At 65.4% G+C, this 22,438-nt stretch carries 15 protein-coding genes; 5 read left to right on the top strand and 10 right to left on the bottom strand.

The genetic code is table 11. The features are described from left to right. Window positions 1–52: 52 nt before the first annotated feature. The 8 genes from CSC76_RS05950 to CSC76_RS05915 all read right to left on the bottom strand — a co-directional run bounded on the left by CSC76_RS05950 (window position 53) and on the right by CSC76_RS05915 (window position 7,064). Window positions 53–1,300: a phage major capsid protein gene (locus CSC76_RS05950; RefSeq protein ID WP_162109155.1), complete on the bottom strand. Its 1,248-nt coding sequence runs from the start codon at window positions 1,298–1,300 to the stop codon at window positions 53–55. A gap of 145 nt (window positions 1,301–1,445) precedes the next feature. After that, the gene (locus tag CSC76_RS05945) at window positions 1,446–2,132 is read right to left on the bottom strand and encodes a hypothetical protein (protein ID WP_162109153.1); all 687 of its coding nucleotides are present in this window, start codon (window positions 2,130–2,132) and stop codon (window positions 1,446–1,448) included. Window positions 2,133–2,571: 439 nt separating this feature from the next. Then, window positions 2,572–4,209, bottom strand: coding sequence for a primase-helicase family protein (locus tag CSC76_RS05940; RefSeq protein ID WP_162109151.1), 1,638 nt, complete (start codon window positions 4,207–4,209; stop codon window positions 2,572–2,574). A gap of 314 nt (window positions 4,210–4,523) precedes the next feature. Continuing rightward, complete coding sequence (locus CSC76_RS05935) at window positions 4,524–4,772, bottom strand: hypothetical protein (protein WP_162109149.1); 249 nt, start codon at window positions 4,770–4,772, stop codon at window positions 4,524–4,526. After that, on the bottom strand, window positions 4,772–5,050 hold the full coding sequence (locus CSC76_RS05930; protein WP_162109147.1) for a hypothetical protein: 279 nt from the start codon (window positions 5,048–5,050) through the stop codon (window positions 4,772–4,774). The genes CSC76_RS05935 and CSC76_RS05930 overlap by 1 nt, the downstream gene beginning before the upstream one ends. A gap of 2 nt (window positions 5,051–5,052) precedes the next feature. Next, a complete protein-coding gene (locus tag CSC76_RS05925; protein WP_162109146.1) occupies window positions 5,053–5,331 on the bottom strand; it encodes a hypothetical protein in 279 nt (92 codons plus the stop codon). 111 nt (window positions 5,332–5,442) lie between these two features. Beyond that, window positions 5,443–5,895 carry a hypothetical protein gene (locus CSC76_RS05920; RefSeq protein ID WP_162109145.1) on the bottom strand — a complete coding sequence of 151 codons (453 nt, stop codon included), beginning with the start codon at window positions 5,893–5,895 and terminating at the stop codon, window positions 5,443–5,445. Beyond that, window positions 5,892–7,064 carry an integrase family protein gene (locus CSC76_RS05915; protein ID WP_162109142.1) on the bottom strand — a complete coding sequence of 391 codons (1,173 nt, stop codon included), beginning with the start codon at window positions 7,062–7,064 and terminating at the stop codon, window positions 5,892–5,894. Before CSC76_RS05915 ends, CSC76_RS05920 begins: the two co-directional genes overlap by 4 nt. A 461-nt stretch (window positions 7,065–7,525) precedes the next feature. Between CSC76_RS05915 and gyrA the strand changes: the two genes are divergently transcribed. The 3 genes from gyrA to pbpC all read left to right on the top strand — a co-directional run bounded on the left by gyrA (window position 7,526) and on the right by pbpC (window position 17,746). Next, on the top strand, window positions 7,526–10,216 hold the full coding sequence (gene gyrA, locus CSC76_RS05910; RefSeq protein WP_162109141.1) for a DNA gyrase subunit A: 2,691 nt from the start codon (window positions 7,526–7,528) through the stop codon (window positions 10,214–10,216). A gap of 138 nt (window positions 10,217–10,354) precedes the next feature. Then, window positions 10,355–15,253 (top strand): alpha-2-macroglobulin family protein, encoded by a 4,899-nt coding sequence (locus CSC76_RS05905; protein ID WP_202923493.1) that lies wholly within the window; start codon window positions 10,355–10,357, stop codon window positions 15,251–15,253. 141 nt (window positions 15,254–15,394) lie between these two features. Then, window positions 15,395–17,746 (top strand): penicillin-binding protein 1C, encoded by a 2,352-nt coding sequence (gene pbpC / locus CSC76_RS05900; protein WP_162109138.1) that lies wholly within the window; start codon window positions 15,395–15,397, stop codon window positions 17,744–17,746. A gap of 123 nt (window positions 17,747–17,869) precedes the next feature. Here pbpC and CSC76_RS05895 read toward each other — a convergent pair whose 3' ends face one another. Next, the gene (locus CSC76_RS05895) at window positions 17,870–18,349 is read right to left on the bottom strand and encodes a peroxiredoxin (protein WP_162109136.1); all 480 of its coding nucleotides are present in this window, start codon (window positions 18,347–18,349) and stop codon (window positions 17,870–17,872) included. A 148-nt stretch (window positions 18,350–18,497) separates the two neighbouring features. On the opposite strand from CSC76_RS05895, the gene CSC76_RS05890 reads away from it, so the two are divergent. Together CSC76_RS05890 and CSC76_RS05885 are read left to right on the top strand one after the other, a co-directional pair. Continuing rightward, window positions 18,498–18,941 (top strand): Hsp20/alpha crystallin family protein, encoded by a 444-nt coding sequence (locus CSC76_RS05890; protein WP_162109135.1) that lies wholly within the window; start codon window positions 18,498–18,500, stop codon window positions 18,939–18,941. Window positions 18,942–19,074: 133 nt separating this feature from the next. Beyond that, window positions 19,075–19,962 (top strand): DnaJ C-terminal domain-containing protein, encoded by an 888-nt coding sequence (locus tag CSC76_RS05885; protein ID WP_162109133.1) that lies wholly within the window; start codon window positions 19,075–19,077, stop codon window positions 19,960–19,962. 242 nt (window positions 19,963–20,204) lie between these two features. Here the strand turns inward: CSC76_RS05885 and CSC76_RS05880 are convergent, their stop codons facing one another. Next, complete coding sequence (locus CSC76_RS05880; RefSeq protein ID WP_162109132.1) at window positions 20,205–22,391, bottom strand: M3 family metallopeptidase; 2,187 nt, start codon at window positions 22,389–22,391, stop codon at window positions 20,205–20,207. Window positions 22,392–22,438: the final 47 nt, after the last annotated feature.

Below are 22,438 nucleotides of genomic sequence, written 5' to 3'. Positions count from 1 at the left end.
GCGTCTCCAAAGATGCAGCCCGCCACATGGACGGGCTGCACATTGCTGGCAGTTACAGGGCGATGTCGGAAGCGACAACGAACGCCTGCGGGTGACGCACCGCCACGTCCACGGTGGACATCGCGCGGACCAGCACGCCGCCGCGACCGTAGGCCGGCTGGGCGTAGGGGTTCACCAGGATGTCAATCTCGGACCACAGGCCAAGCAGCACCTGCGACCAGTCGCCCAGGATGGCAATGCCGGCGTCCGGGTCAGGCGTGGTGTTGTTGGGAACCTGATTGGTGCTGTAGGACTGGATGCCCGCCATGCGGCCTTCGTCGTTCAGCAGGTAGATGCCCGTACCGGTGGACTTCTCCGTGCCGGCGAACTTGGCCGCGACGCTGGGATTGAACAGCCAGGACGACGCGTCCACGTTCGCCAGTTCGGCCTTGGCCTTCATCGCCAGCACGTTCGCCCAGTTGAGCGTTGCGAGGTTCGCGGTCTGGATGCCGACGGTGGACAGCACGCCCGTGGGTTCGTTGGCACCGCCGCCCTTGATGAGCGCCGAGTCGATGGCCTGAGCCAGCACGGCCGCGAAGTCATCGCGCACCAGCTGTTCCACGTCCGGGCTGGACTGCATGATGAGCTGGCGCGACAGTTCGGTCACGCCGCCGGCATGCTTCGGCGACAGGGTGATGTTGGACGGGTTCACGTCCGAATCCGGCACCGCGCCGTTCTCGGCCACCCAGCCAACGGACACGCCGGTGCCGTGCTTGGGGATGGTGACGTTGCCATGCAGGCCGGATAGCACCCGCACGCCCAGGCGACGCGCCAGCAGACGGTTACGCAGCGGCTGGATGTAGAGGTCCGCCCGGTGATCGGTCGGCACCAGTTCCGGCGCGGTGCCGGTGGTGTTGACGCGACGTTCCAGCGCGGACATCGGCACGAACACACCCTGCGCCTTGCGGCCGGTGCGGCGTTCGGTTTCCTGCGCGTATTCCAGTTCCGCACCGGACAGCGCGCGGCCCTCAACGCCAGCCTGCAGGACGCGCATGATGGACACGCGGCCTTCCAGGGCGGCGATGGTGTCACCACCGTTGCCGGCAACGACAGTCACGCCAGCGGCGCGGCGCTCCTGGTCGTCAACGAACTGTTGGCGGGACTCGGCCGCTTCCAGGTCGGTGATTTCACCTTTGAGCTTGTCGAACGCGGCCGATTCATCGGCGGTGAGGTTACGGTTTTCCGATTGGGCCTTGGCGAGCATCGCGCGCTGTTCGGCCACCTTGGCAGCTTTGCGCTGCCGGATTTCTGCGAGGGTCATAGCTAACTCCGGGTTGTGTTTGGGACAGTCCCGGTTGCCCATTGAATGGGGTTGCGGCGTGATGTAAAGCAATACGTCTTGCGACTCGTGGCGCACCCCTCGCGATAGCTGCGGCAATCGCGGCGAGGGATGAAACTGCGCGAACTCAGTAGCCGGACACGTCCAGCATCAGGCATCGTCCGGGGATGCTCACGGCGGCGGGCATGGTGTTGTCTGCGTGGTACGCCTGAAAGTTCGCCGATGTCATCGTCACGACGTTGGCCGCGACCTTCCAGTAACCCCAAAAGTTGTAGCTCCACCAATCCACGTCCCCAGGAATGGGCGACTGATTGACGTTGCGGTTGGCTGCTGCACGGTTGAGCGTGGCAACCGCGTAGGTCTTTCCGGCGGATAACGTGGTGCTATTGGTGTCGGTGCCGTTAGTGCTCGGCACTCCTTCAAACTGACCCGCAACGCGCATGTAGCGATGGCCCGCATGAAAGACAATCTGCCCGGCCGCATTCCTCACCTCAAAACCCTGCGAAGCCACGCCAGGATTGGGCGGAGTGAAAACGTAGTAGCTCACCACCTGTCCGGCCGCGCCCTTGGCGCTTACCGCGATTTCTGCCGTATCGCCTGAGAAGCTTCGAACATAGGCGTATGCCCCGGCGGCATGACTGACTGCAACGATGGGATAGCCGGTAAGCCCTGTTAGCGTGATGGTCGCGTAAGAAGTATCCAGCACCGTCACGCTAGTGGTGACCGTTCCCTTACTGTGAAACGCATAGTTGAAGAACGTATCGTCTATCTGGATGTGTCCAGATTCATTGCGTACAAGGAAATAGGAAGACATCACCACACTCCCGTGATTAGAACAACATCGACTGCGGTGGCCCCCGGAAGCAACGCCCCAGGAGAATAGGAAAGCAGGTTGCTGCCGTTGACGGTCACGGTGGGTGCGTAGCCGGTAAGCTGGCTGCCAGGCGTGTACGCCGAACCCGTGTACCAAAAGGGTCGGCCTTCAGGCAGTTGAATGCTTCCGCTCGCGCCAGCCGGTATGGTGCTGATTGAAACGATGCGGGTCAGACTGTCCGTAACGTCTAGGACAATCTGGCCCGCTGCATCGCGAACTTGGAAACCTTGTGGCATTGGCTGTTCCTCCTGCGTTGTAATTTGGTGGTAGGTAACAAGTAGCAGGTAACAAGTGGTTTTTGGCTGGAGCTACAGGACATAAGGCATGTGTTTGCTCTCCAACTACTCTCTCTTATATAAATCCTGTTACTTGTTACCTTTTAGGGTTGAAAGCCTTGTGGCATAAGGGTTTGTCCAGGTAACAAGTGAGGTAACGAGTTGTCCAGTTGTGACCTCACATCCTCTGGCGTGAGTTCAACGCCATCCTTAACCCATACCCGCAACGTCTCACCGCGCCACTTCACCTGCTTGTCCAGCTTGGAGTAGCCAAGCCGGGCCAGCATGAAAGTCAACGCCGTGGTCTTCGGTACGTCATAGCCGCCCGTTGGCGCGCGCTGCGTGAGCAGCCGGCTCAGGTGAGCCGTTGAAACAACCTTGTCTGTGATTCCCGCGCCACCTTCGGCAATGATGGATTCAACGACGCTCTCAACGTCGTCTTTGCTGCTAGCCATCATCCGGCGCTTCTCAGGTGTCACCGGTGCGGAGCCATTGACGTCGAACGTCGCCGGAATGCTGACGCTTAGGAACCATGCCCGCAGTTCGCCTGCACAGTGATTCTTAGCGTGATCAATTGCATCCGTGCGCGATTTCCAGCCGGCGGCGTCCAAGCCGCAGTAGGTGAGCATTTCGTCAAGCGACGACCACGGAGTAAACACCACCATCCATCGTCTATCGGTCCTTTCCAACGGGATCGCGTCGTTGTGGTTGGTGTTTGCCCAATGGTTGGTGGTGTTGTACGCCTGGTAGGGCTTGGCACCTTTTGGATTGATGTCAACGATGTTGTTGCTGATAAACTCCTTCATAGAGTTATACAGTTGATGCCGCAGCTTTCCGGTCAGCATGATCTCTTCGATCACGTTGACCGCGCCGCGAACACTCCAGTCCGTGAAGTTGCCGCTGTTGGCAATGTTGCTGTTACTGGTGGTGCTGACATTGCGGTAGCCCATTGCAGCGCGAAGGACAGCAGCTGCTAAGGTTTTCCCGTCACCGTGGACTCCCTTCAGGATCGGACTCCACCTGATTTTCACGCCAGGCTTTTGCACGTTGTGCGCCATCCAGCACAGTAGGTTGTGATAGACGTCCACGCGACGACCGCACATATCAAAAAGCAAAAGTTGAAACTGCCTAATTCCCTCTTCGCCGCGCGGAGTGGGTGGCGACTCGGCGGGAAGCGACGTAGGCGAATACAGATTGGCGTAGCTCACGCCATCCCAGGTATAGAACGGGCCGCAGTCGGGGCGATAGCCCACGCGCTCCACGATGGGCATGGACCAGAACTGTGTGCAGCGTTCAGCGGCGCTCAGACGCCTTCCCGATTCGCCAACGGGCATCCTGCGGCCGTACGCAATGTCGAAGCTGCGAAGCGACATGAACTCCGCGTTCTCCGTATTGAAGAATGCGTCTTGCGATGTCACCCAGCAGTAGGGCTTTGCCCAGTCAGGCAATTCGCCGTCCGTGCGTGTCAGCGCGGGAGGGAACAGCAGCGCGCGCAACTTGCTGATTGGGACTTCGTTGTCGGCGAACTTTAGCTTGCGGTGGACGGCCTTGACGATGCTCTCTTGCAGCGCGCCAGGAATGCCCGCCTGTTGGATGCTGGGAATTACCGTGTTGTGTAGCTCGCTGTCGTCTGCGTCTCTGACCCATTCGATGAGCGCTCTGACGCGCGCGAACGTTTCATCTGATAGACGTTGAGCTTCCACCACCGTCACCAGCGATGAGCCGCTATTTGAATCTGTCATTGCCGATCCTTGAAAGAGCTTTTGAGACTCCCCGGCCAAGGTGGAGGGATCGGTGTTACTGCTTCGGTGGGATGTACATGGAGACCAGCGACCACATACCGTGGAAGTGCTCGGCACGCTCTTCGTGGTCATCGCACAGTGTTCCGTGGACGAATAGCGCACGGGCGGCGGTCAGTTCGCGCGGCTCATCAGCCATGACTTGCGCAGGAACCTGCCACCAGCACACGGTTGCGTTGTGCCAACAAGCAACAATGTCATTGCGACTGACATGCGGATACTCACGGCACAGGCTTGCTATGACGCGGGGATCGGGTTCAGGGCGCATTGTTTACCCCCGGATAGAACGCCCTACACAGCGTGTCGATGTTGCGACGGTAGATTTCCTTGTAGTACGCGTCAGGAACCAGGCCGTACAGCGCGAAGAGTTGCGCCACAGCTTCGCGCTCACGCGCGGGCAGCCTTTCCAGGCGGTCGGCGTATGCAACCCCGCCCTCTACCCAGCGCGCGATTTCAGCGTCAGGGGCATGGGGGAGAAGCAACCGGATGCGCTCGTGGATATCCATTAATGGACCTCCCGCGTTGTCAGCCAATCCCGGTAGAGCGTCGTGACGTGAGCATCGCACGCCGCGTATTCGGCAGCGTCTCCGCTTTCCAGTCCTTCCAGCAGCAGTAGCACGGATGCCTTGGCTTCGTCGGGGATCGCTTCGCCGGGAAGTTGTTGGTACATGAGCGAGACTTTTGCAAGCGCCAGCCCGACGTGGAAAATCTTGCGGTGCGTCGGGCACCGCATCTTTTCTTCCAGGAAGTCGTGCAGCTTCGGTGGCAGCAGTTTGTCATTCATGGTCACGCCCTCCGACGCTGCTGCTTGCGCTCGGCTTGTGCGCGTTCCGGCGTGCGGCGCTCATCGGGGTTGCGCGCCATGTAGCGCACCGGACGGCCGGCGTCGCTCTCAGACGCCAGGAAGGCCAGCCATTTCTGTGCGGCGGCAGGAGTTGCGAAGCGCTTGCGGCCGATCACCACGGTGGCAAGGTCGCCGCACGCAATCGCGCGGTCAACGTTGCTCAGTGACTGGCCGGTGATGGCCGGCAGTTCCAGCCGGCTAAACATGAGTTTGTTCGTCATTGCTGCACCCCGTGGTGAGTGTCTGGCGACAGGTCGTCTCCAGTGGGGTGCATTCTGTTTGCGGGCGTTCGGCCTGTATTCCCGCGATGTTTGAAAGATCGCGGTAGTCAGCTAGCCCTCAGTCACTCCGGCCATTTGCATCGCAACTAGGTACGTGTTGGTTCGCTGTTTCTTGTGCTTGTAGAACCAGTCCTGCGCAGTGGTCTTTCCTACGTCGCATGTGGCTCCGGCGGCTTCAAAAATTCCGGCGTCGATGGGCGTTCCTTGTGCATGCAGGCGCAGCACTTCAGCAATTACGTAGATTGCTTTGCTTCCTTCGCTTTGCACTGCGTCTTGGCGTTGGCCTTTCGCGCGTTGCACGCCAAAGGCTTCATCCAATGTTCTGACTTCGAAGTTCCGATAAGCAGCTACTGCGCGGGTTAGCGCGCTTGCAAGCCATGTGGGCATCGCCACGCCAAGCGTTGCGGCAGTCGATACAGCTTCAAGCAATGCGTCACCGTCACCGCGTTCTACGCTGTCACGGAAACGCTCCACCATTGCCATGCGCAAGTCTTCAGCATTCATAGGAATTCAACCTTTGCCAGCTTTTCGCGGGCTGCGCCGTGGACAAGGTGGCCGTAGTGCTTTTCGATCATCGCTAGCGATGTGCCTGCCAGCTTCGCCACCGTCAGCAGGTCCATGCCGCCAACGATGGCGTCAGTGATCCAGCAGTGGCGCAGCGTGTACAACACCACGCCGTCCGGCATGTCTGCTGCCGTGGCCGCTTGCCGCACTTGATCTGCCCAATCGTAGTGTTGCCACTCGGTGCCACCATTGGTGAAGAGGTGCGCGGCGGGCAGCTTCCCCTTAGCCAATCGGTCAAAGAGCGCCTTGGCAGCGGGGGAGAGGGGCACGGTGCGGGTATGGCCCTTCGTGCGGAAGGTCACGGCCGCGTGGCGGGCGTCGTAGTCACGCCGCAGCACCGCCGCCGGGTCGCCAGGACGGCAGCCGGTCAGCGCGATGCACTCCATGACGTTGCGGATGTCATCGCCAGCGTGGGCGAGTAGGGCGCGGCGCTGGTCCCGGTCTAGGTAGAGTTCGCGCCGGGTGCCTACCTTTTCATAGGGTTTGACGTTGGCCCACTCAATCACGCGGTCAGGGGACACCTTCCGGCGCTCCACCGCCCGGTTGAGGGCGGCCACCAGTACCGTGCGCATCCGGTTGACGCTGGCCTTACTGAGCGGCTTGGCGGTGGGCGGTCGGCCCTTCCGGGTGGGGAGTTCGGCCAGGTCGCCGCGTTCCACACGGTCACGCCAGTCCTCAACGTCGTCCTGCGTCAACTTGGCTAGCCGCACCTTACCTATACGGTCGGAATAGACGGTGCGCTCAAACCGGCGCTCTGCGTCGCCGGCCGTGGAGGTCCGGCCGTCCTTCAGTAGAGCGGCCACGTAGTCACGGCAGGCGTCCGCTACGGTGTCCGTGGTGGTCTTCGGGGTAGGGGTGCCATGTTCGGCAGCGGTCGCCAGTTGGGATAGCGCCTGAGTGCGCGCCATGTCCAACGTCATCACTGGAAACGTGCCAATGATTCGCTCTTGTCCACGCCCCCAGGTGATGGCCCATGTCTTCGCGCCTGTTGCGTTTACGCGCAGCAGCAGGCCGGGCACCTTCGCATCACGCAGGCGGTACAGCTTGCCCGTGGCTCTGGCGTCTTTGACACTCTTCTCAGTGAGCGATTCCCGCGTGACCTTAGGCAAAGGTAGTCTCCGTCCTGCAACCGTCCTGCAAAATACAGGAAAACGCGACGCGTCGCAAAACGTCGCTACCTTATAAAAACAGTAACTTAGGTGTAAGTTCCTGAATTTTATTTTGCCTTTACAACCTTCACACGGCAGGGGTCACAAGTTCGAAACTTGTACCGCCCACCAGTTCCAGCGAAAAGCCCGGCCTCGGCCGGGCTTTTTCGTGTCTGGCGTCCGCCGCCGGGGCCTGCCTGCGGCCCGGCCGGCGCAGTCCCGCGCGAACACGCGTTCCATGGCGCCATAAGTGCTTGTTTCCGCGACTGAAAAAGCCGGTCGGGCACGTCCGTTGTGATACCCTCGGCAGGTTGCAGAACCCGCCGGAATCCCCGCCTGTCGCTGCCTCGCCGGCCCACGCCGGCTAGGCCCGTTTGGGCCCGGATCCAGGCCCGAGACAACCAAAGAAACCCGGAACCCGAATGGCCGATACCGCCAAGGAAATCATCCCCGTCAATCTCGAAGACGAGATGCGCCGCAGCTACCTGGATTACGCCATGAGCGTGATCGTGGGGCGCGCGCTCCCGGATGTCCGCGATGGCCTGAAGCCCGTCCACCGGCGCGTCCTGTTCGCGATGAACGAACTGGGCAACCACGCCAACAAGCCGCACGTGAAGTCCGCCCGCATCGTCGGTGACGTGATCGGTAAGTACCACCCGCACGGCGACCAGTCGGTGTACGACACGCTGGTGCGCATGGCGCAGCCGTTCTCGCTGCGCTACATGCTGGTCGATGGCCAGGGCAACTTCGGTTCGGTCGACGGCGACTCCGCGGCCGCGATGCGTTACACCGAAGCGCGCATGGCCAAGCTCACCCATGAGCTGCTGGCCGACATCGACAAGGAAACCGTCGATTTCCAGCCCAACTACGACGAGAAGGAACAGGAGCCGACGGTCCTGCCGACGCGCTTCCCGAACCTGCTGGTCAACGGTTCGGCCGGCATCGCGGTGGGCATGGCCACCAACATCCCGCCGCACAACCTGTCGGAAGTGGTCAACGGCCTGATCGCGCTGATCGACAACCCCGAACTCGACGTCGACGGGTTGATGCAGTACATCCCCGGCCCCGATTTCCCCACCGGCGGCATCATCAACGGCACCGCCGGCATCATCGCCGGCTACCGCACCGGCCGCGGCCGCGTGCGCATGCGCGCCAAGGCCGACATCGAGGTCAACGATGACAACGGCCGCGAGTCGATCATCGTCACCGAGATCCCGTATCAGGTGAACAAGGCCCGCCTGATCGAGAAGATCGCCGAGCTGGTGAAGGAAAAGAAGCTCGAGGGCATCAGCGAGCTGCGCGACGAGTCCGACAAGGACGGCATGCGCATCTACATCGAGGTCAAGCGCGGCGAGTCGGCCGAGGTCGTCCTCAACAACCTGTACCTGCAGACGCCGATGGAATCGGTGTTCGGCATCAACATGGTCGCCCTGGTCGACGGCCGCCCGCAGCAGCTCAACCTGAAGCAGATGCTGGAGGCGTTCGTGCGCCACCGCCGCGAAGTGGTGACCCGCCGGACCATCGTCGAACTGCGCAAGGCGCGCAGCCGCGCCCACATTCTGGAAGGCCTGACGGTCGCGCTCGCCAACATCGACGAGATGATCGAGCTGATCAAGACGTCGGCCAACCCGCAGGAAGCGCGCGAGCGCATGCTGGCCAAGACCTGGGAGCCGGGCCTGGTGGGCGCGCTGCTGGCGGCCGCCGGTGCCGAGGCCTCGCGTCCGGAAGACCTGCCGGCCGCCATCGGGTTCGTCGATGGCCGCTACCAGCTCAGCGAGGCGCAGGCCACGCAGATCCTGGAAATGCGCCTGCATCGCCTGACCGGCCTGGAGCAGGAAAAGCTGACCGAGGAATACCGCCAGCTGTTGGAGACCATCGCCGGCCTGATCCGCATCCTCGAAAACCCCGACGTGCTGCTGCAGGTGATCCGCGACGAACTGCTGAACGTCAAGGCGGAATTCGGCGACGAACGCCGCAGCGAGATCCGCCACAGCGAGGAAGACCTCGACATCCTCGACCTGATCGCGCCGGAAGACATGGTGGTGACGCTGTCGCACGCCGGTTACGCCAAGCGCCAGCCCGCCAGCGCCTATCGCGCGCAGAAGCGCGGTGGCCGTGGTCGCAGCGCGGCGGCGACGAAGGAAGAGGATTTCATCGACCAGTTGTGGCTGGTCAACACCCACGACACGCTGCTCACCTTCACCAGTAGCGGCAAGGTGTTCTGGCTGCCGGTGTACCAGTTGCCGGAAGCGGGCTCCAACGCGCGTGGTCGCCCGATCATCAACTGGATTCCGCTGGAACCCGGCGAGAAGGTCCAGGCCGTGGTGCCGGTGCGCGACTACGAGGAAGGCAAGTTCGTCTTCTTCGCGACGAAGCACGGGACGGTCAAGAAGACCCCGCTCACCGAGTTCGCCTTCAAGCTGGCGCGCGGCAAGATCGCCATCAACCTGGACGAAGGCGATGCGCTGGTCGGCGTCGCCCTGACCGATGGCGACCGCGACGTGATGCTGTTCGCGTCCAACGGCCGCGCAGTGCGCTTCTCCGAGTCGCTGGTCCGCGCGATGGGCCGCACCGCCACCGGCGTGCGCGGCATGCGCCTGGTGGCGGGCGCGGGTGCGGGTGGCGAGGGGGACCAGGACGGGGGGGAGGCTGGCGATGCCGACGGCGTGCCCTCGATCCCCGAAGCAGGCTCCGAGGTCGTCAGCCTGGTCGTGGTGGATGGCGACGGCGACATCCTGACCGCCAGTGAGCGTGGCTACGGCAAGCGCACACCGGTGGCGGACTACCCGCGCAAGGGGCGTGGCACGCGCGGTGTGATCGCGCTGAAGACCACCGAACGCAACGGCCGTCTGGTCGGTGCCATCCAGCTGTCCGACCACCACGAGGTCCTGCTGATCTCGGACGGCGGCACCCTGGTGCGCACCCGCGCAGCGGAAATCTCGCAGGTCGGTCGCAACACCCAGGGCGTCACCCTGATCCGTCTGTCCGACGGCGAAACGCTGCAGGCGGTCGAACGCCTGGATGCCTCGCTGGACGAGGACGAGGCGGGCGACGGCATGGCGGCGACGGGTCCCGCTCCGCCGGAAGCGGTCGACACGCCGCCGGAGGCCTGATCGACGGATGACATGAAAGTGCGCGGGTGTTGACCCCGCCACTTTCACTCCTGCGTTCTATACTGCCGGTACGACCACGGCAGGGAACGGCACATGGGATCGGCAACTCGCAACACCCGAAACGCGCGCACCCGCTGGATGCGCGCGTTTTTCATTGGCCTGATCGCAGCGGCCGCACTGGCCGGCTGCAAGCGCAACGAATCCGGGCAATTGCCCGAAGCCAGCGGCGAGCCGATCAAGGCGCAGGCCACCAAGGTGGAAGGTTTCGCCCTGGTCGGCGCCTATCCCGACCAGCATGACGGCGACCTCGCCATCGCGCTGGAATTCAGCCGTCCCTTGGTCAGCTCGCAGGACTTCGATGCGTTGCTGGTGGTGAAGGACGCCAACGGTGCCGTGGTGAAGGGCAGCTGGGTGCTCGACGACAAGGGTCTGGTGCTGCGCTTCCCCTCGGTGGAGGCGGCAAAGGACTACGAAGTCACCCTGAAGGCCGGCCTGTCCGCCGCCGACGGCACGCGCCTGGGCAAGGACGACACCCGCAAGGTGCACACCGGCGAACTCGATCCGGCCGTGGGCTTCGCCTCGCAAGGCAGCGTGCTGCCGGCGCGCGAAAGCCGGGGCCTGCCCGTGGTGTCGATCAATGTGCCGGAAGTGGACGTGGAATTCCTGCGCGTCAGCGAGAAGCAGCTGCCGAAGTTCTTCGCCGAGTACCAGCGCGGCGGCCGCCGGGGCAGCTGGGACCTGGACAGCGAGTACGGCGACAGCACGCCGCTGGGCAAGCTGGCCGAACCCGTCTACCTCAACCGCTTCGTGCTGGGTGGCAAGCCCAACGAGCGGGTGCTGACCTATCTGCCGATCCAGGACATCCGCGAACTGCAGGATCCGGGTCTGTACTTCGCGGTGATGAAGCGCACCGGCAAGTTCGCCGGCGAGTTCGAGACCGCCTTCTTCACCGTCAGCGACATCGGCCTGCACACGCGCGCCTACAAGGACAAGCTGTTCGTCCACACCGCGTCGCTGCAGGACGGCTCGGCCACCGGCAGCGTGGAACTGAAAGTGCTGGATGCACGGGGCGAAGCCGTCCTGGCCGGCAAGACCGACGGCAATGGCAACGCGTTGCTGAACTACACCCTGGATGCCGGTCATGTGCTGGTCGCCACGCGCGGCAAGGACGTGTCCATGCTGCCGTTCAACCAGCCGGCGCTCGACCTGTCCGAGTTCGCCGTGGCCGGTCGCGAGCAGGCGTGGTTCGACGTGTTCGCATGGTCCGGGCGCGACCTGTACCGCCCGGGCGAAACGGTGCGCATCTCCGCGCTGCTGCGCGACAACGACGGCAGGCCGGTACCGGCGCCGAAGCAGGGCGGCGGCCAGCCGGTGTTCCTGCGCCTGAAGCAACCGGACGGCAAGGTGTTCCGCGAGACGCGCCTGCAGCCCGGTGCGCAGGGCTATTTCAGCTTCGAGCAGGCGATCCCGACGGAAGCGCCGACCGGGCGCTGGCAGGTGGAGTTCCGCACCGACCCGGCCAGCAAGGAGGCGGTGCAGGGCATGACGCTGCGCATCGAGGAGTTCCTGCCCGAGCGAATGAAGCTGGACCTGGACGCGGCGCAACCCGTGCTGAAACCGGGCGAGGCGCTGAAGCTCAAGGCCACCGCGGCCTACCTGTACGGGGCACCCGCCAGCGGCAACCGCTTCACCGCCAAACTCGCCGTCGCGATCGAGCAGCATCCGCTGGACCAGTTGCCGGGTTACTTCTTCGGCGACCCGACGATGGAGCTGCCGAAGGACGCGAAGGACATCATCGACACCACGCTGCCCGAGAACGGTGTGCTGCAGGAAGACATCGCGCTGCCCGCCGAGGCCAAACCGCGCAGTCCCATCGCCGCCATCGTGTCCGGCAGCGTCTACGAGACCGGCGGCCGCACGGTGAACCGCACGCTGAAGCGCGTGCTGTGGCCGGCGAATGCGCTGGTCGGCATCCGCCCGCTGTTCGACGACAAGGACGGCGCCGATGCGAATGCCAACGCCGGCTTCGAAGTGGTGCGCGTCGATGCGGGTGGCAAGCCGCAGCCGGGCAAGGGGCTGAAGGCCACGCTGGTGCGCGAGCTGCGCGACTACCACTGGAACTACGACGAGGACGGTGGCTGGGATTACGACTTCACCCGCCGTTTCGAGAACAAGGACACGCGCACGCTGGACGTGGGCGCGGGTGCATCGAAGATCGATTTCCCGGTGGAGTGGGGCGAATACCGGCTGGACGTGTTCGATCCTGCCACTGGCCTGACCACGCGCTACCCGTTCCGCGCCGGCTGGAGCTGGGACGACCAGAACCGCGGACTGGATGCGCGCCCCGACAAGGTCAAGCTGGCGCTGGACAGGACCGGCTACAAGGCCGGCGACACGCTGAAGGTGACCGTCACGCCGCCGCATGCGGGCAAGGGTCTGCTGATGGTCGAGAGCGACCGCATGCTGTACGTGCAGGCGATCGATGCCAAGCCGGGCAGCACGTTCTCCATTCCGGTGACCAAGGACTGGGAACGGCACGATGTCTACGTCACCGCGCTGGTGTTCCGTGGCGGTTCGGCCCCCAGCAAGATCACGCCTGCACGCGCCGTCGGCGTGGTGCATGTGCCGATGGATCGTCGCGACCGTCGTGTCGCCGTCGGGTTGTCGGTACCGAAGCAGATGCGACCGGAACAGAACCTGCCGGTCACCGTCAGCGTGCCCGAGCTTGCGGGACAGCTGGCGCACGTCACCGTGTCCGCGGTGGACGTGGGCATCCTCAACATCACCCGCTTCCCGGTCCCGGATGCGAACGCGCAGTTCTTCGCGCAGCGCCGGTTTGGGGTCGATGCCTACGACATCTACGGGCGCGTGATCGAGAGTTTCGAAGGCGGCAGCGCGAAGATCCGCTTCGGCGGCGACATGGCATTGTCGGCCTGGCCGCAGGCGAAGCGGCCGACCTCGCGTGTTCAGACCGTGGACCTGTTCTCCGGGCCGGTGAAGCTGGACGGCAAGGGCAATGCGCGCGTCGCGCTGAAGGTGCCGGACTTCAACGGTACGTTGCGCGTCTCGGCGCTGGTGTACTCGGACACGCGTTACGGCAACCGCGATCGCGAGACCGTGGTACGCGCGCCGATCGTGGCCGAGGCCAGCCTGCCGCGCGTGCTCGCACCGGGCGACAGGAGCACGGTGACGCTGGACGTGCAGAACTTCACCGGCAAGGCCGGCGTGTTCAAGGTAATGGTGAACGGTGAGGGTCCGCTCGACATCGGCGAAGGCAGCAGGACCACCGACCTGGCGGTGGACGCCAAGCGCACGCTGACATTCCCGGTCACGGCGGACGAGGGCTACACCACGGCGAAGGTGCGCGTGCGCGTGGAGGGCAACGGCTTCAAGGTCGACCGCCGCTACGACGTGCCGGTACGTGCGGGCTGGCCGGCGGTGCTGCGCTCGCGCACGCAGGTGCTGGACAGCCTGGCGCCTGTGGAGATGGGCGCGGGCTTTGCCGATGGGCTGATGCCGGGCTCGGTGACGGCGCGGATGACGGTCAGCGCGCTGCCGCCGATCCCGTTCGCCAGTGCCCTGAAGGGTGCGCTGGAATACCCATACGGCTGCGCGGAACAGACGACCAGCAAGGGCTATGCGGCGCTGGAACTGGATGACGCCACGGCGAAGATGCTGGGCATCGACGGTCTGGACGCCAAGAAGCGTCGTGAGCGCATGGAGGGCGCGTTCGGGCGCCTGGCCTCGATGCAGGTTTCCAACGGTCACTTCTCGATGTGGGGCGACGACGACTACGTCAACCCGGGCCTGACGCCGTACATCGCCGAGTTCCTGCTGGACGCGCGCGAAGGCGGCTTCGCCGTGCCGGACGCGGTGCTGCAGAAGGCACTCACGCGCCTCAACGAGGATTTGCTGGCCGGTGGCGCGCAGTTCTACGGTTACGACCGGCGCGACCACCTCAAGTTCGCCAACCAGGCGTACGCAGGCTACGTGCTGGCACGCGTGAACCGGGCGCCGCTGGGTACGCTGCGCGCGTTGTACGACAACGAGCGCGGCAAGAGCTTGACCGGCTTGCCGCTGGTGCACCTGGGCATCGCGTTGTCGCTGCAGGGCGACAAGACGCGGGGCGCCAAGGCGATCACCGAAGGCTTCGCCAGGACCGGCGACCGGCCGGATTACCTGGGCGACTACGGCACGAAGCTGCGCGACGACGCCCTGATGATCGCGCTGGTGCACGAACGCAAGCTGGCCAAACCGGAGTTCGACCGTCGCGCCATCTCGTTGGGGCGTGAACTGGATGCGCGCCGCAACAGCGGCTGGCTGTGGCTGAGCACGCAGGAGCAGGTGGCGCTGGCGCGCCTGGGCAAGGCGCTGATGGTCGACCAGAAGAAGCTGGTGTCCGGCCAGTGGAGCATCGGTGGTGATGCGGAAGCCGTCGCACCGGTCCGCCTGTTCGGCCGCAGCGTCGACCACGCCGCGCTGGCCCGTGGCCTGCGCTTCGTGCCCGAGGGTTCGCCGCCGCTGTACGCCTCGCTGGACGTGGCCGGCATCCCGCGCAGCGCGCCGGCGCCGGACAATCGGCAGATCGGCATCGAGCGTCGCTACTACACGACGGATGGCAAGGAGTGGAAAGGCGGCACGCTGAAGGAAGGCGAGGCGCTGATCGTCCGCGTCGGCATCACCGCCAACGTCGCCATGCCGGATGCGCTGTTCACGGACCTGTTGCCGGCGGGGCTGGAGATCGAAAACTTCAACCTGGGCGACGCCAAGCAATGGGCCGAAGTCGTGTTGGATGGCATCGCCATCAGCGACCGTGGCAGCGCCGCGGACGTCAAGCACGAGGAGTTCCGCGACGACCGCTACGTGGCCGCTCTGAAACTGGATCGTGGCGACACCGCCAAGGTGTTCTACCTGGTCCGCGCGGTGACGCCCGGTACCTACACCGTGCCGCCGTCGTTGGTGGAGGACATGTACCGGCCGGACATCCGCGGTGTCGGCAAGGCCTCGCCGGCGACGATCACGGTGGTACAGCCGTGATGTTTTCCTTCTCCCCGCACGCGGGGAGAAGGGCCGCATCCATGGTCGCCGTGGGAGCGACGTGAGTCGCGACGGGATTGCCTATGAACCTCATCGCGACTGACGTCGCTCCCATGGCCCTACGCAGCGCGACAACCCTCCATGCAGAAGCGACGTTTCCCCGAGCTGTTGACCTGGCTGCGCTGGGCCACCGTCACCGTGCTTGTTGCGCTGCTGGTCCTCGATTTCTGCTTCCCGCCCCCATTGCCCAAGACACGCGACACCAGCACGCTGGTCGTCGCGCGCGACGGCACGCCGCTGCGCGCCTTCGCTGACCGCGACGGGGTCTGGCGCTATCCCGCGTCGCCGGACACGGTGTCGCCGCTCTACCTGCAGGCACTGCTGAACTACGAAGACCGCTGGTTCTGGAAGCACCCCGGCATCAACCCCTGGGCGCTGATGCGCGCGGCCGGCCAGTTCGTCCGCCATGGACGGGTAGTTTCAGGCGGTTCCACGCTGACCATGCAGGTGGCGCGCATGCTGGACCGGCATTCGCGCACGCCATGGGGCAAGGCCAAGCAGATGCTGCGCGCCATGCAGCTGGAAGCGCATCTGTCCAAGCGCGAGATCCTGACGCTCTATCTGGAGCGCGCACCGTTCGGTGGCACCATCGAAGGCGTGGACGCGGCCAGCTGGGCCTATCTGGGCAAACCTGCGTCGCGGCTTTCGCATGCCGAAGCCGCCCTGCTGGCGGTGCTGCCGCAGTCGCCCAGCCGGCTGCGCCCCGACCGTCATCCGGACGCGGCCAGGGTGGCACGCGACAAGGTGCTGCAACGCATGGTTGATCTCGGCGTGTGGTCGAAGGCGCAGGTCGACGACGCCCGTATCGAGCCTGTCGTCGCCCGCCGCCTGCAGGCGCCCCTGAGCGCCGCGCTGCTGGCCGAACGCCTGCGCCGCCAGCAGCCGCGCGCGCCGCGCATCACGTCGACCCTCGACGCGGGCCTGCAGCGCACGCTGGAAGAGCGCGTGCAGGGCTACTTCTCCTCCTGGCCCGCACGCACGTCCGCGGCACTGCTGGTGGTCGACAACGCCACGATGGAGGCGCGTGCGTACGTCGGCTCGGTGGCGTTCGCTGATCGCGAACGGCTGGGGCATGTGGACATGGTGCAGGCGTGGCGTTCACCCGGCTCGACGCTGAAGCCGTTCCTGTACGGCCTGGCGCTGGACGATGGGCTGATCCATTCCGAAAGCCTGCTGGTCGATGCGCCGCAGTCGTTCGGCGGCTACCGGCCGGGCAACTTCGACGCCGCCTTCAACGGCCCGGTCAGCGCGGCCGATGCGCTGCGGCTGTCGCTCAACGTGCCGGCGGTGGACCTGCTGGATCGCGTGGGGCCGGCGCGGTTCTCCGCGCGACTGGCGAACAACGGCTTGACGCTGCGCTATCCACGCGGCGCGCAGCCCAACCTTTCGCTGATCCTCGGCGGTACCGGTGCGCGGCTGGAGGATCTGGTGGGTGCGTATGCGGCGCTCAATCGAGGTGGCCTGTCGGGCCGCGTCCGCTACACGGCGCAGGATCCTTCGTCCGATCGGCGCCTGCTGTCGCCCGGCGGTGCGTGGATCATCCGCGAAATACTGGAGGCGCACCCGCGCCCCGGTTACGGCGGCGGCGTGCTGGACACCGGCAGCCGGCCCCGCGTGGCGTGGAAGACCGGTACCAGCTATGGCTTCCGCGATGCCTGGGCTCTGGGCGCGACGCGGCGCTACACGGTAGGCGTGTGGGTGGGCAGGCCCGACGGCACGCCCTTGCCGGGGCAGTACGGCGCGGTGACGGCGCTGCCGTTGATGTTCGAAGTGATCGACAGCCTGCCGCGCGGGCAGGGCGATTCGGGTCCGACCCCTCCTCCCGCCGAGGTGGCCGAGCACGCCATCTGCTGGCCGCTGGGCACCCAGGCGGAAGCGGAAGCGCCGCAACTCTGCCAGCGCAGGCGCGATGCGTGGACACTGGGTGGCAATGTGCCGCCTACATTCGCAGAACGCGACGCACGCCTGTGGAGCGCCGGCCGCGAGCGGTTCGAGGTGGATGCGCGGACCGGTCTGCGTCTTTCCGGCGAGTGCGCGCGCCCGCATGACGTGCGCAGTACGGAGATCTCGCGCTGGCCGGCATTGGCGTCGCCGTGGCTGCCCGCGCGCGAGCGGGCGGCGTCGCGGCTGCCGCCCTTGTCCCCGGACTGCCAGCCCGACGGTCGCGATGCGGTCGAGGAACTGCGTATCGAGGGGCTCAACGATCTTGCCACGCTGGCCCGCGCGCCCGGCAGCGAGCATGGCGTCCGACTGCAGTTGCGCGCACTGGGCACCGATGCGCGCGTGCAGTGGTTGCTGGATGGCCGCTGGATCGCGGAGACGCGGGGTGCGCAGGCGTTCCAGCAGGATTTCACCGAGACCGGCACACACCAGCTCACCGCGCTGGCCGACAGCGGCGCATGGACGCGGGTGCGGTTCAACGTGTTGCGGTAGGGCGGCAGAAAGCACGCAATCTTGTAGGCGCGGGCCGTGCCCGCGATGCTTTTCCGCAGCATTGGCGAAAGGCATCGCGCCCGAGGGCGCTCCTACAGGACACGCGGTGAGAGGCGCGTTGACTCAGCCGATCTGTTCCAGCACGTGCTCCGCACCGGAAACCTTGTACTCGCCGGGCGCTTCCACGAAAACGTTCTTGACCACGCCGTCTTCCACGTACAGCGCGAAGCGCTTGGCGCGGATGCCCATGCCATAGGCGCTGGCGTCCATTTCCAGGCCGAGGGCCTTGGCGAGGTCGGCGTTGCCGTCGGCCAGCATCTGCAGGCCATCCGGCACATGCTGGGTCTTGCCCCAGGCCTGCATCACGAACGGATCGTTGACCGACACGCAGAACACCTCGATGCCGCGGCTGCGGAAGTCGTCGAAGTGCTGCACGTAACTGGGCAGGTGCTTTTCCGAGCAGGTGGGGGTGAAGGCACCGGGGACGGCGAACAGCACCGCCTTGCGGCCATCGAACAGCGTGGTGGTGTCCACCGTCTCGACCCCCTCGCGGATGCGCTTGAGGGTCACCTCGGGAATGCGTTCGCCAACCTGGATGCTCATGGGGGTGCCTTGTGTGGACGGAAACTGAATGCAGTGTAGCGCGTCCCCGTGGCCGGCCCGTGACGATCTTGAAAGACGTGCGGGCGAGCCTATGTTCCGCTCATCGGCGACGGTACGCCCGGCGCCATTTCCAAGAGGAGATACCGACATGAGCATCGTGCAGTACAACCCGTGGGGCAACGCCCGTGGCCTGCAGGACGAGATCAAGCAGGTCTTCGACCGTTTCCTGGGCGAGGCCGACGCCGACCAGTCCAACGTGGTGACCAGCCAGTGGGCGCCGCGCGTGGATATCCGCGAGGACAACGACCGTTTCGTGATCCTGGCCGACATTCCGGGCGTGGACCCGAAGGACATCGAGATCCACATGGACAAGGGCATCCTGACCCTGCGCGGCGAACGTGCGGCGGAGAAGAAGGACGAGGGCACCCGCTGCTCCCGCGTCGAGCGCGTCTACGGCACCTTCTCCCGCCGCTTCTCGCTGCCCGACAGCGCCAATCCCGACGGCATCCCCGCCACCGGCAGGCACGGTGTGCTGCAGATCGACATCCCCAAGAAGCCCGAGACGACGCCGCGCCGCATCCAGGTGCAGTGACTGCCGCGGCCCGTCGCCGACACGGCGGGCTGGCGGGCGGAGCGATAGAATCGGCCCGTGGCGCCCGCGTCGCGGGCCTTTTCTTTCCGGACGCCCTGCCTGCAGGGTGTCCGCGTGATCGTGCGGAGATCCCATGCAGTTCAAAGACTATTACGCGGTGCTGGGCGTGGAGCCTTCCGCGGGCGATGCCGAGATCAAGACGGCCTATCGCCGCCTGGCCCGCAAGTACCACCCGGATGGCAGCAAGGAGCCCGGCGCCGAAGAGCAGTTCAAGGCGGTCAACGAGGCCTACGAGGCCCTGCGCGACCCGCAGAAGCGTGCGGCCTACGACCAGCTGCGGGCGCGCGGCTACCGGCCGGGCGAGGAGTTCCGTCCGCCGCCCGATTTCGGGCGCGGTGGTCCCGGCGCGCAGGAGTTCGATTTCGAAGAGATCTTCGGCGGTGCCGGTGGCGGCAGCGGCGGATTCAGCGACTTCTTCGAGGGCCTGTTCGGCCGGCGCGGCCGGGCGGAGGCACCTTCGCAACGGGGACCGCAGGGACCGCGCGACTCGCGCGCCAAGCTGGCGGTACCGCTGCAGGCGGTGCACGACGGCGGCAGCGTGCGGGTGAACGTCAATGGGCGCCAGCTCGACGTGCGGGTGCCGACCGGCGTCAAGCCCGGGCAGGTGATCCGTCTGGCCGGGCAGGGCAGCCAGGGTGGCAACCTGCTGCTGGAGGTGGAGTACGCGCCGCATCCGCAGTTCGAAGTGGATGGCCGCAACATCATCCACGTGCTGTCGCTGACGCCCTGGCAGGCGGCCTTGGGTGCCACGCTCAGCGTGCCCACCCTGGGCGGTGCGGTGGACCTGAAGATCCCGCCGGACTCGGATACCGGCCGCAAGCTCCGCCTGCGCGGACGCGGCCTGCCCGGCACGCCGCCCGGCGACCAGATCGTCGAGCTGGAAGTCACCGCGCCGCGCGCGGACACCGACGAGCAGCGCAAGGCCTACGCCGCGCTGGGCAAGGCGTTCGGAAACGCGTAAGGCGACACGTGGCCCCGTTTCCGCGGCTTCTCGGAGGGTGGCGAAAATTTCGCCATGGATCTTGACAGGCCCGCCGTTCAAGGCGGACACGCGGTTATCCACAGATTCGTGCACGCGTCATCCACATCCGCTGTGGAAAACCCGCTCGTCCGCAACGGCGCTGACGCCATCCGATCCCTGAAAGCACCACGCCACCCGAAGGTGGCGTGGTGGGCAACCGGTAAATGGCGACTTCGTGGAACTCAGCGCGCCTGTCGGGGTGCGGTTGCCGCTTCCGGCGCGGTCAGGCCACGCTTCTCCAGCAGCGGCTCGATCTTCGGATCGTGGCCGGCGAAGTCGCGGAACAGCTTCATCGCATCCTGGCTGCCGCCCTGCGACAGCAGGGTCTTGCGGAAATGGTCGCCATTCTCGCGCTTCAGGCCGCCGTTGTTCTTGAACCATTCCACGCTGTTGGCGTCCAGCACTTCCGACCAGATGTAGGCGTAGTAGCCGGCCGAATAGCCGCCCATGATGTGGCTGAAGTAGGGCGTCTTGTAGCGCGGCGGCACCGGCTTGTAGTTGATGCCGTCCGCGGCCAGCGCATCGGCTTCGAACTTCATCACGCCCGCCGCATCCGGTACCTGGTCGGCGGTGATCTGGTGCCAGCGCTGGTCCAGCATCGCGGCGCCCAGGTACTCGGTGGTGGCGAAGCCCTGGTTGAACTTGGACGCGGCGATCACCTTGTCCAGCAGCGCCTGCGGCATCGCTTCGCCGGTCTTGTGGTGCTTGGCGTAGTTGGCCAGGACCGACGGCCAGTCGGCCCACATCTCGTTGACCTGGGACGGGTACTCGACGAAGTCGCGCGGCACGCTGGTGCCGCTGAAGTACGGGTACTTCACGTCGGAGAACATGCCATGCAGCGCGTGGCCGAACTCGTGGAACGTGGTGGTCACTTCGTCCCACGTCATCAGCGTGGGTTCGCCGGCCGGCGGCTTGGGCACGTTCAGGTGGTTGGCGACCACCGGCTTGTCGCCGGTCAGGCCGGACTGCGACACGTAGGAGTTCATCCACGCACCGCCGCGCTTGGAGTCGCGCGCATAGGGGTCGAAGATGAAGATCGCCAGCTGCGAACCGTCGGCGTTGAACACGTCGTAGGTCCACGTGTCGGCGTGGTACTTCGGCAGGTCGGTGCGCTCCTTGAACGTCAGGCCGTACAGCTGGTTGGCGGCGAAGAACACGCCGTTCTCCAGCACGTTCTTCATCTCGAAGTACGGCTTGAGCTGGGATTCGTCGAAGTCGTACTTCGCGGCGCGGACCTTTTCGGTATAGAACGCCCAGTCCCACGGCTCGAGGGCGAAGGTCGGCTGGCCCTTGGCCTTCTGTTCCTGGTCGATCATCGCCTGCAGGTCGGCGGCTTCGCGCTTGGCGTTGGCCACGGCGGCCGGTGCCAGCTTGCCCAGCATCGCGTTGACGGCTTCCGGCGTGCGTGCGGTCTGGTCTTCCAGGCCGTACGCGGCGTGGTTGGGATAGCCCAGCAGCTTCGCGCGATCGGCACGCAGCTTCATGATGCGCGAGACCAGCGCGGTGGTGTCGAACTCGCCGCCGCGGCTGCCGCGCGCGACCGAGGCCTCGTGCAGACGCTGGCGCAGGGCGCGGTTGGTCAGCTGCGACTCCGGCGGCTGGCCGGTAGTGTTGAGCAGGGTCAGCACGTACTTGCCTTCCAGGCCGCGCTTCTTCGCGACTTCGGCGGCGGTGGCGATCTGCGCTTCGGTCAGGCCGTCGAGCTGCTTCACGTCGTCGACGACGACCGCCGAGGCGTTCACTTCCTTCAGCACGTTGTCGCTGAAGGTGGTGCCCAGCGACGCCAGCTCACCGTTCATTTTCTTCAGCGTCGCCTTGTCGGCGTCGTTGAGGTTGGCGCCGGAGCGCACGAAGCTGGTGTGATAGCGCTCGATCAGGCGCACGCCCTCCGCGTCCAGGCCCAGGTCGTTGCGCTGGTCGTACAGCGCCTTGATGCGGGCGAACAGCTTGGGGTTCAGGCTGATGGCATCGCCGTGGGCGGCGAACTTCGCCGAGTAGTCCGCGCGCAGCTTGTTGCGCGCATCATTGGTGTCCGTGCCGACCAGGTTGAAGAACACGGTGGTGGCGCGGTCCAGCACCTGGCCGCTCTTTTCCATCGCGATGATGGTGTTCTCGAACGTGGGCGCGGCCGGGTTGTTGGCGATGGCGTCCATCTCCTTCAGCTGCTCGGCCATGCCGGCGTCGAAGGCGGGTGCGAAGTCGCTGTCCTTGATCTTGTCGAACTGAGGGTAATGCAGCGGCAGCGGGCTTTCGGCGAAGAAGGGGTTGGCGGCCTGGGCGGCCTGGGTGGCCGGCGTGGCGGCCTGGCTGTAGGCGGGCATGGCAAGTCCGAGGGTCGCGGCGAGCGCGATGGCGAGACGGGTGGTCATGAAGCACGACATCCTGACGGGTAGATTCCTGTCTCTTATACCCATCT

This window comes from Pseudoxanthomonas mexicana (assembly GCF_010093385.1).
In the GTDB taxonomy this organism is placed as follows: Bacteria; Pseudomonadota; Gammaproteobacteria; order Xanthomonadales; family Xanthomonadaceae; genus Pseudoxanthomonas_A; species Pseudoxanthomonas_A mexicana.
This window is presented reverse-complemented; position numbering and strand designations above follow the sequence as displayed.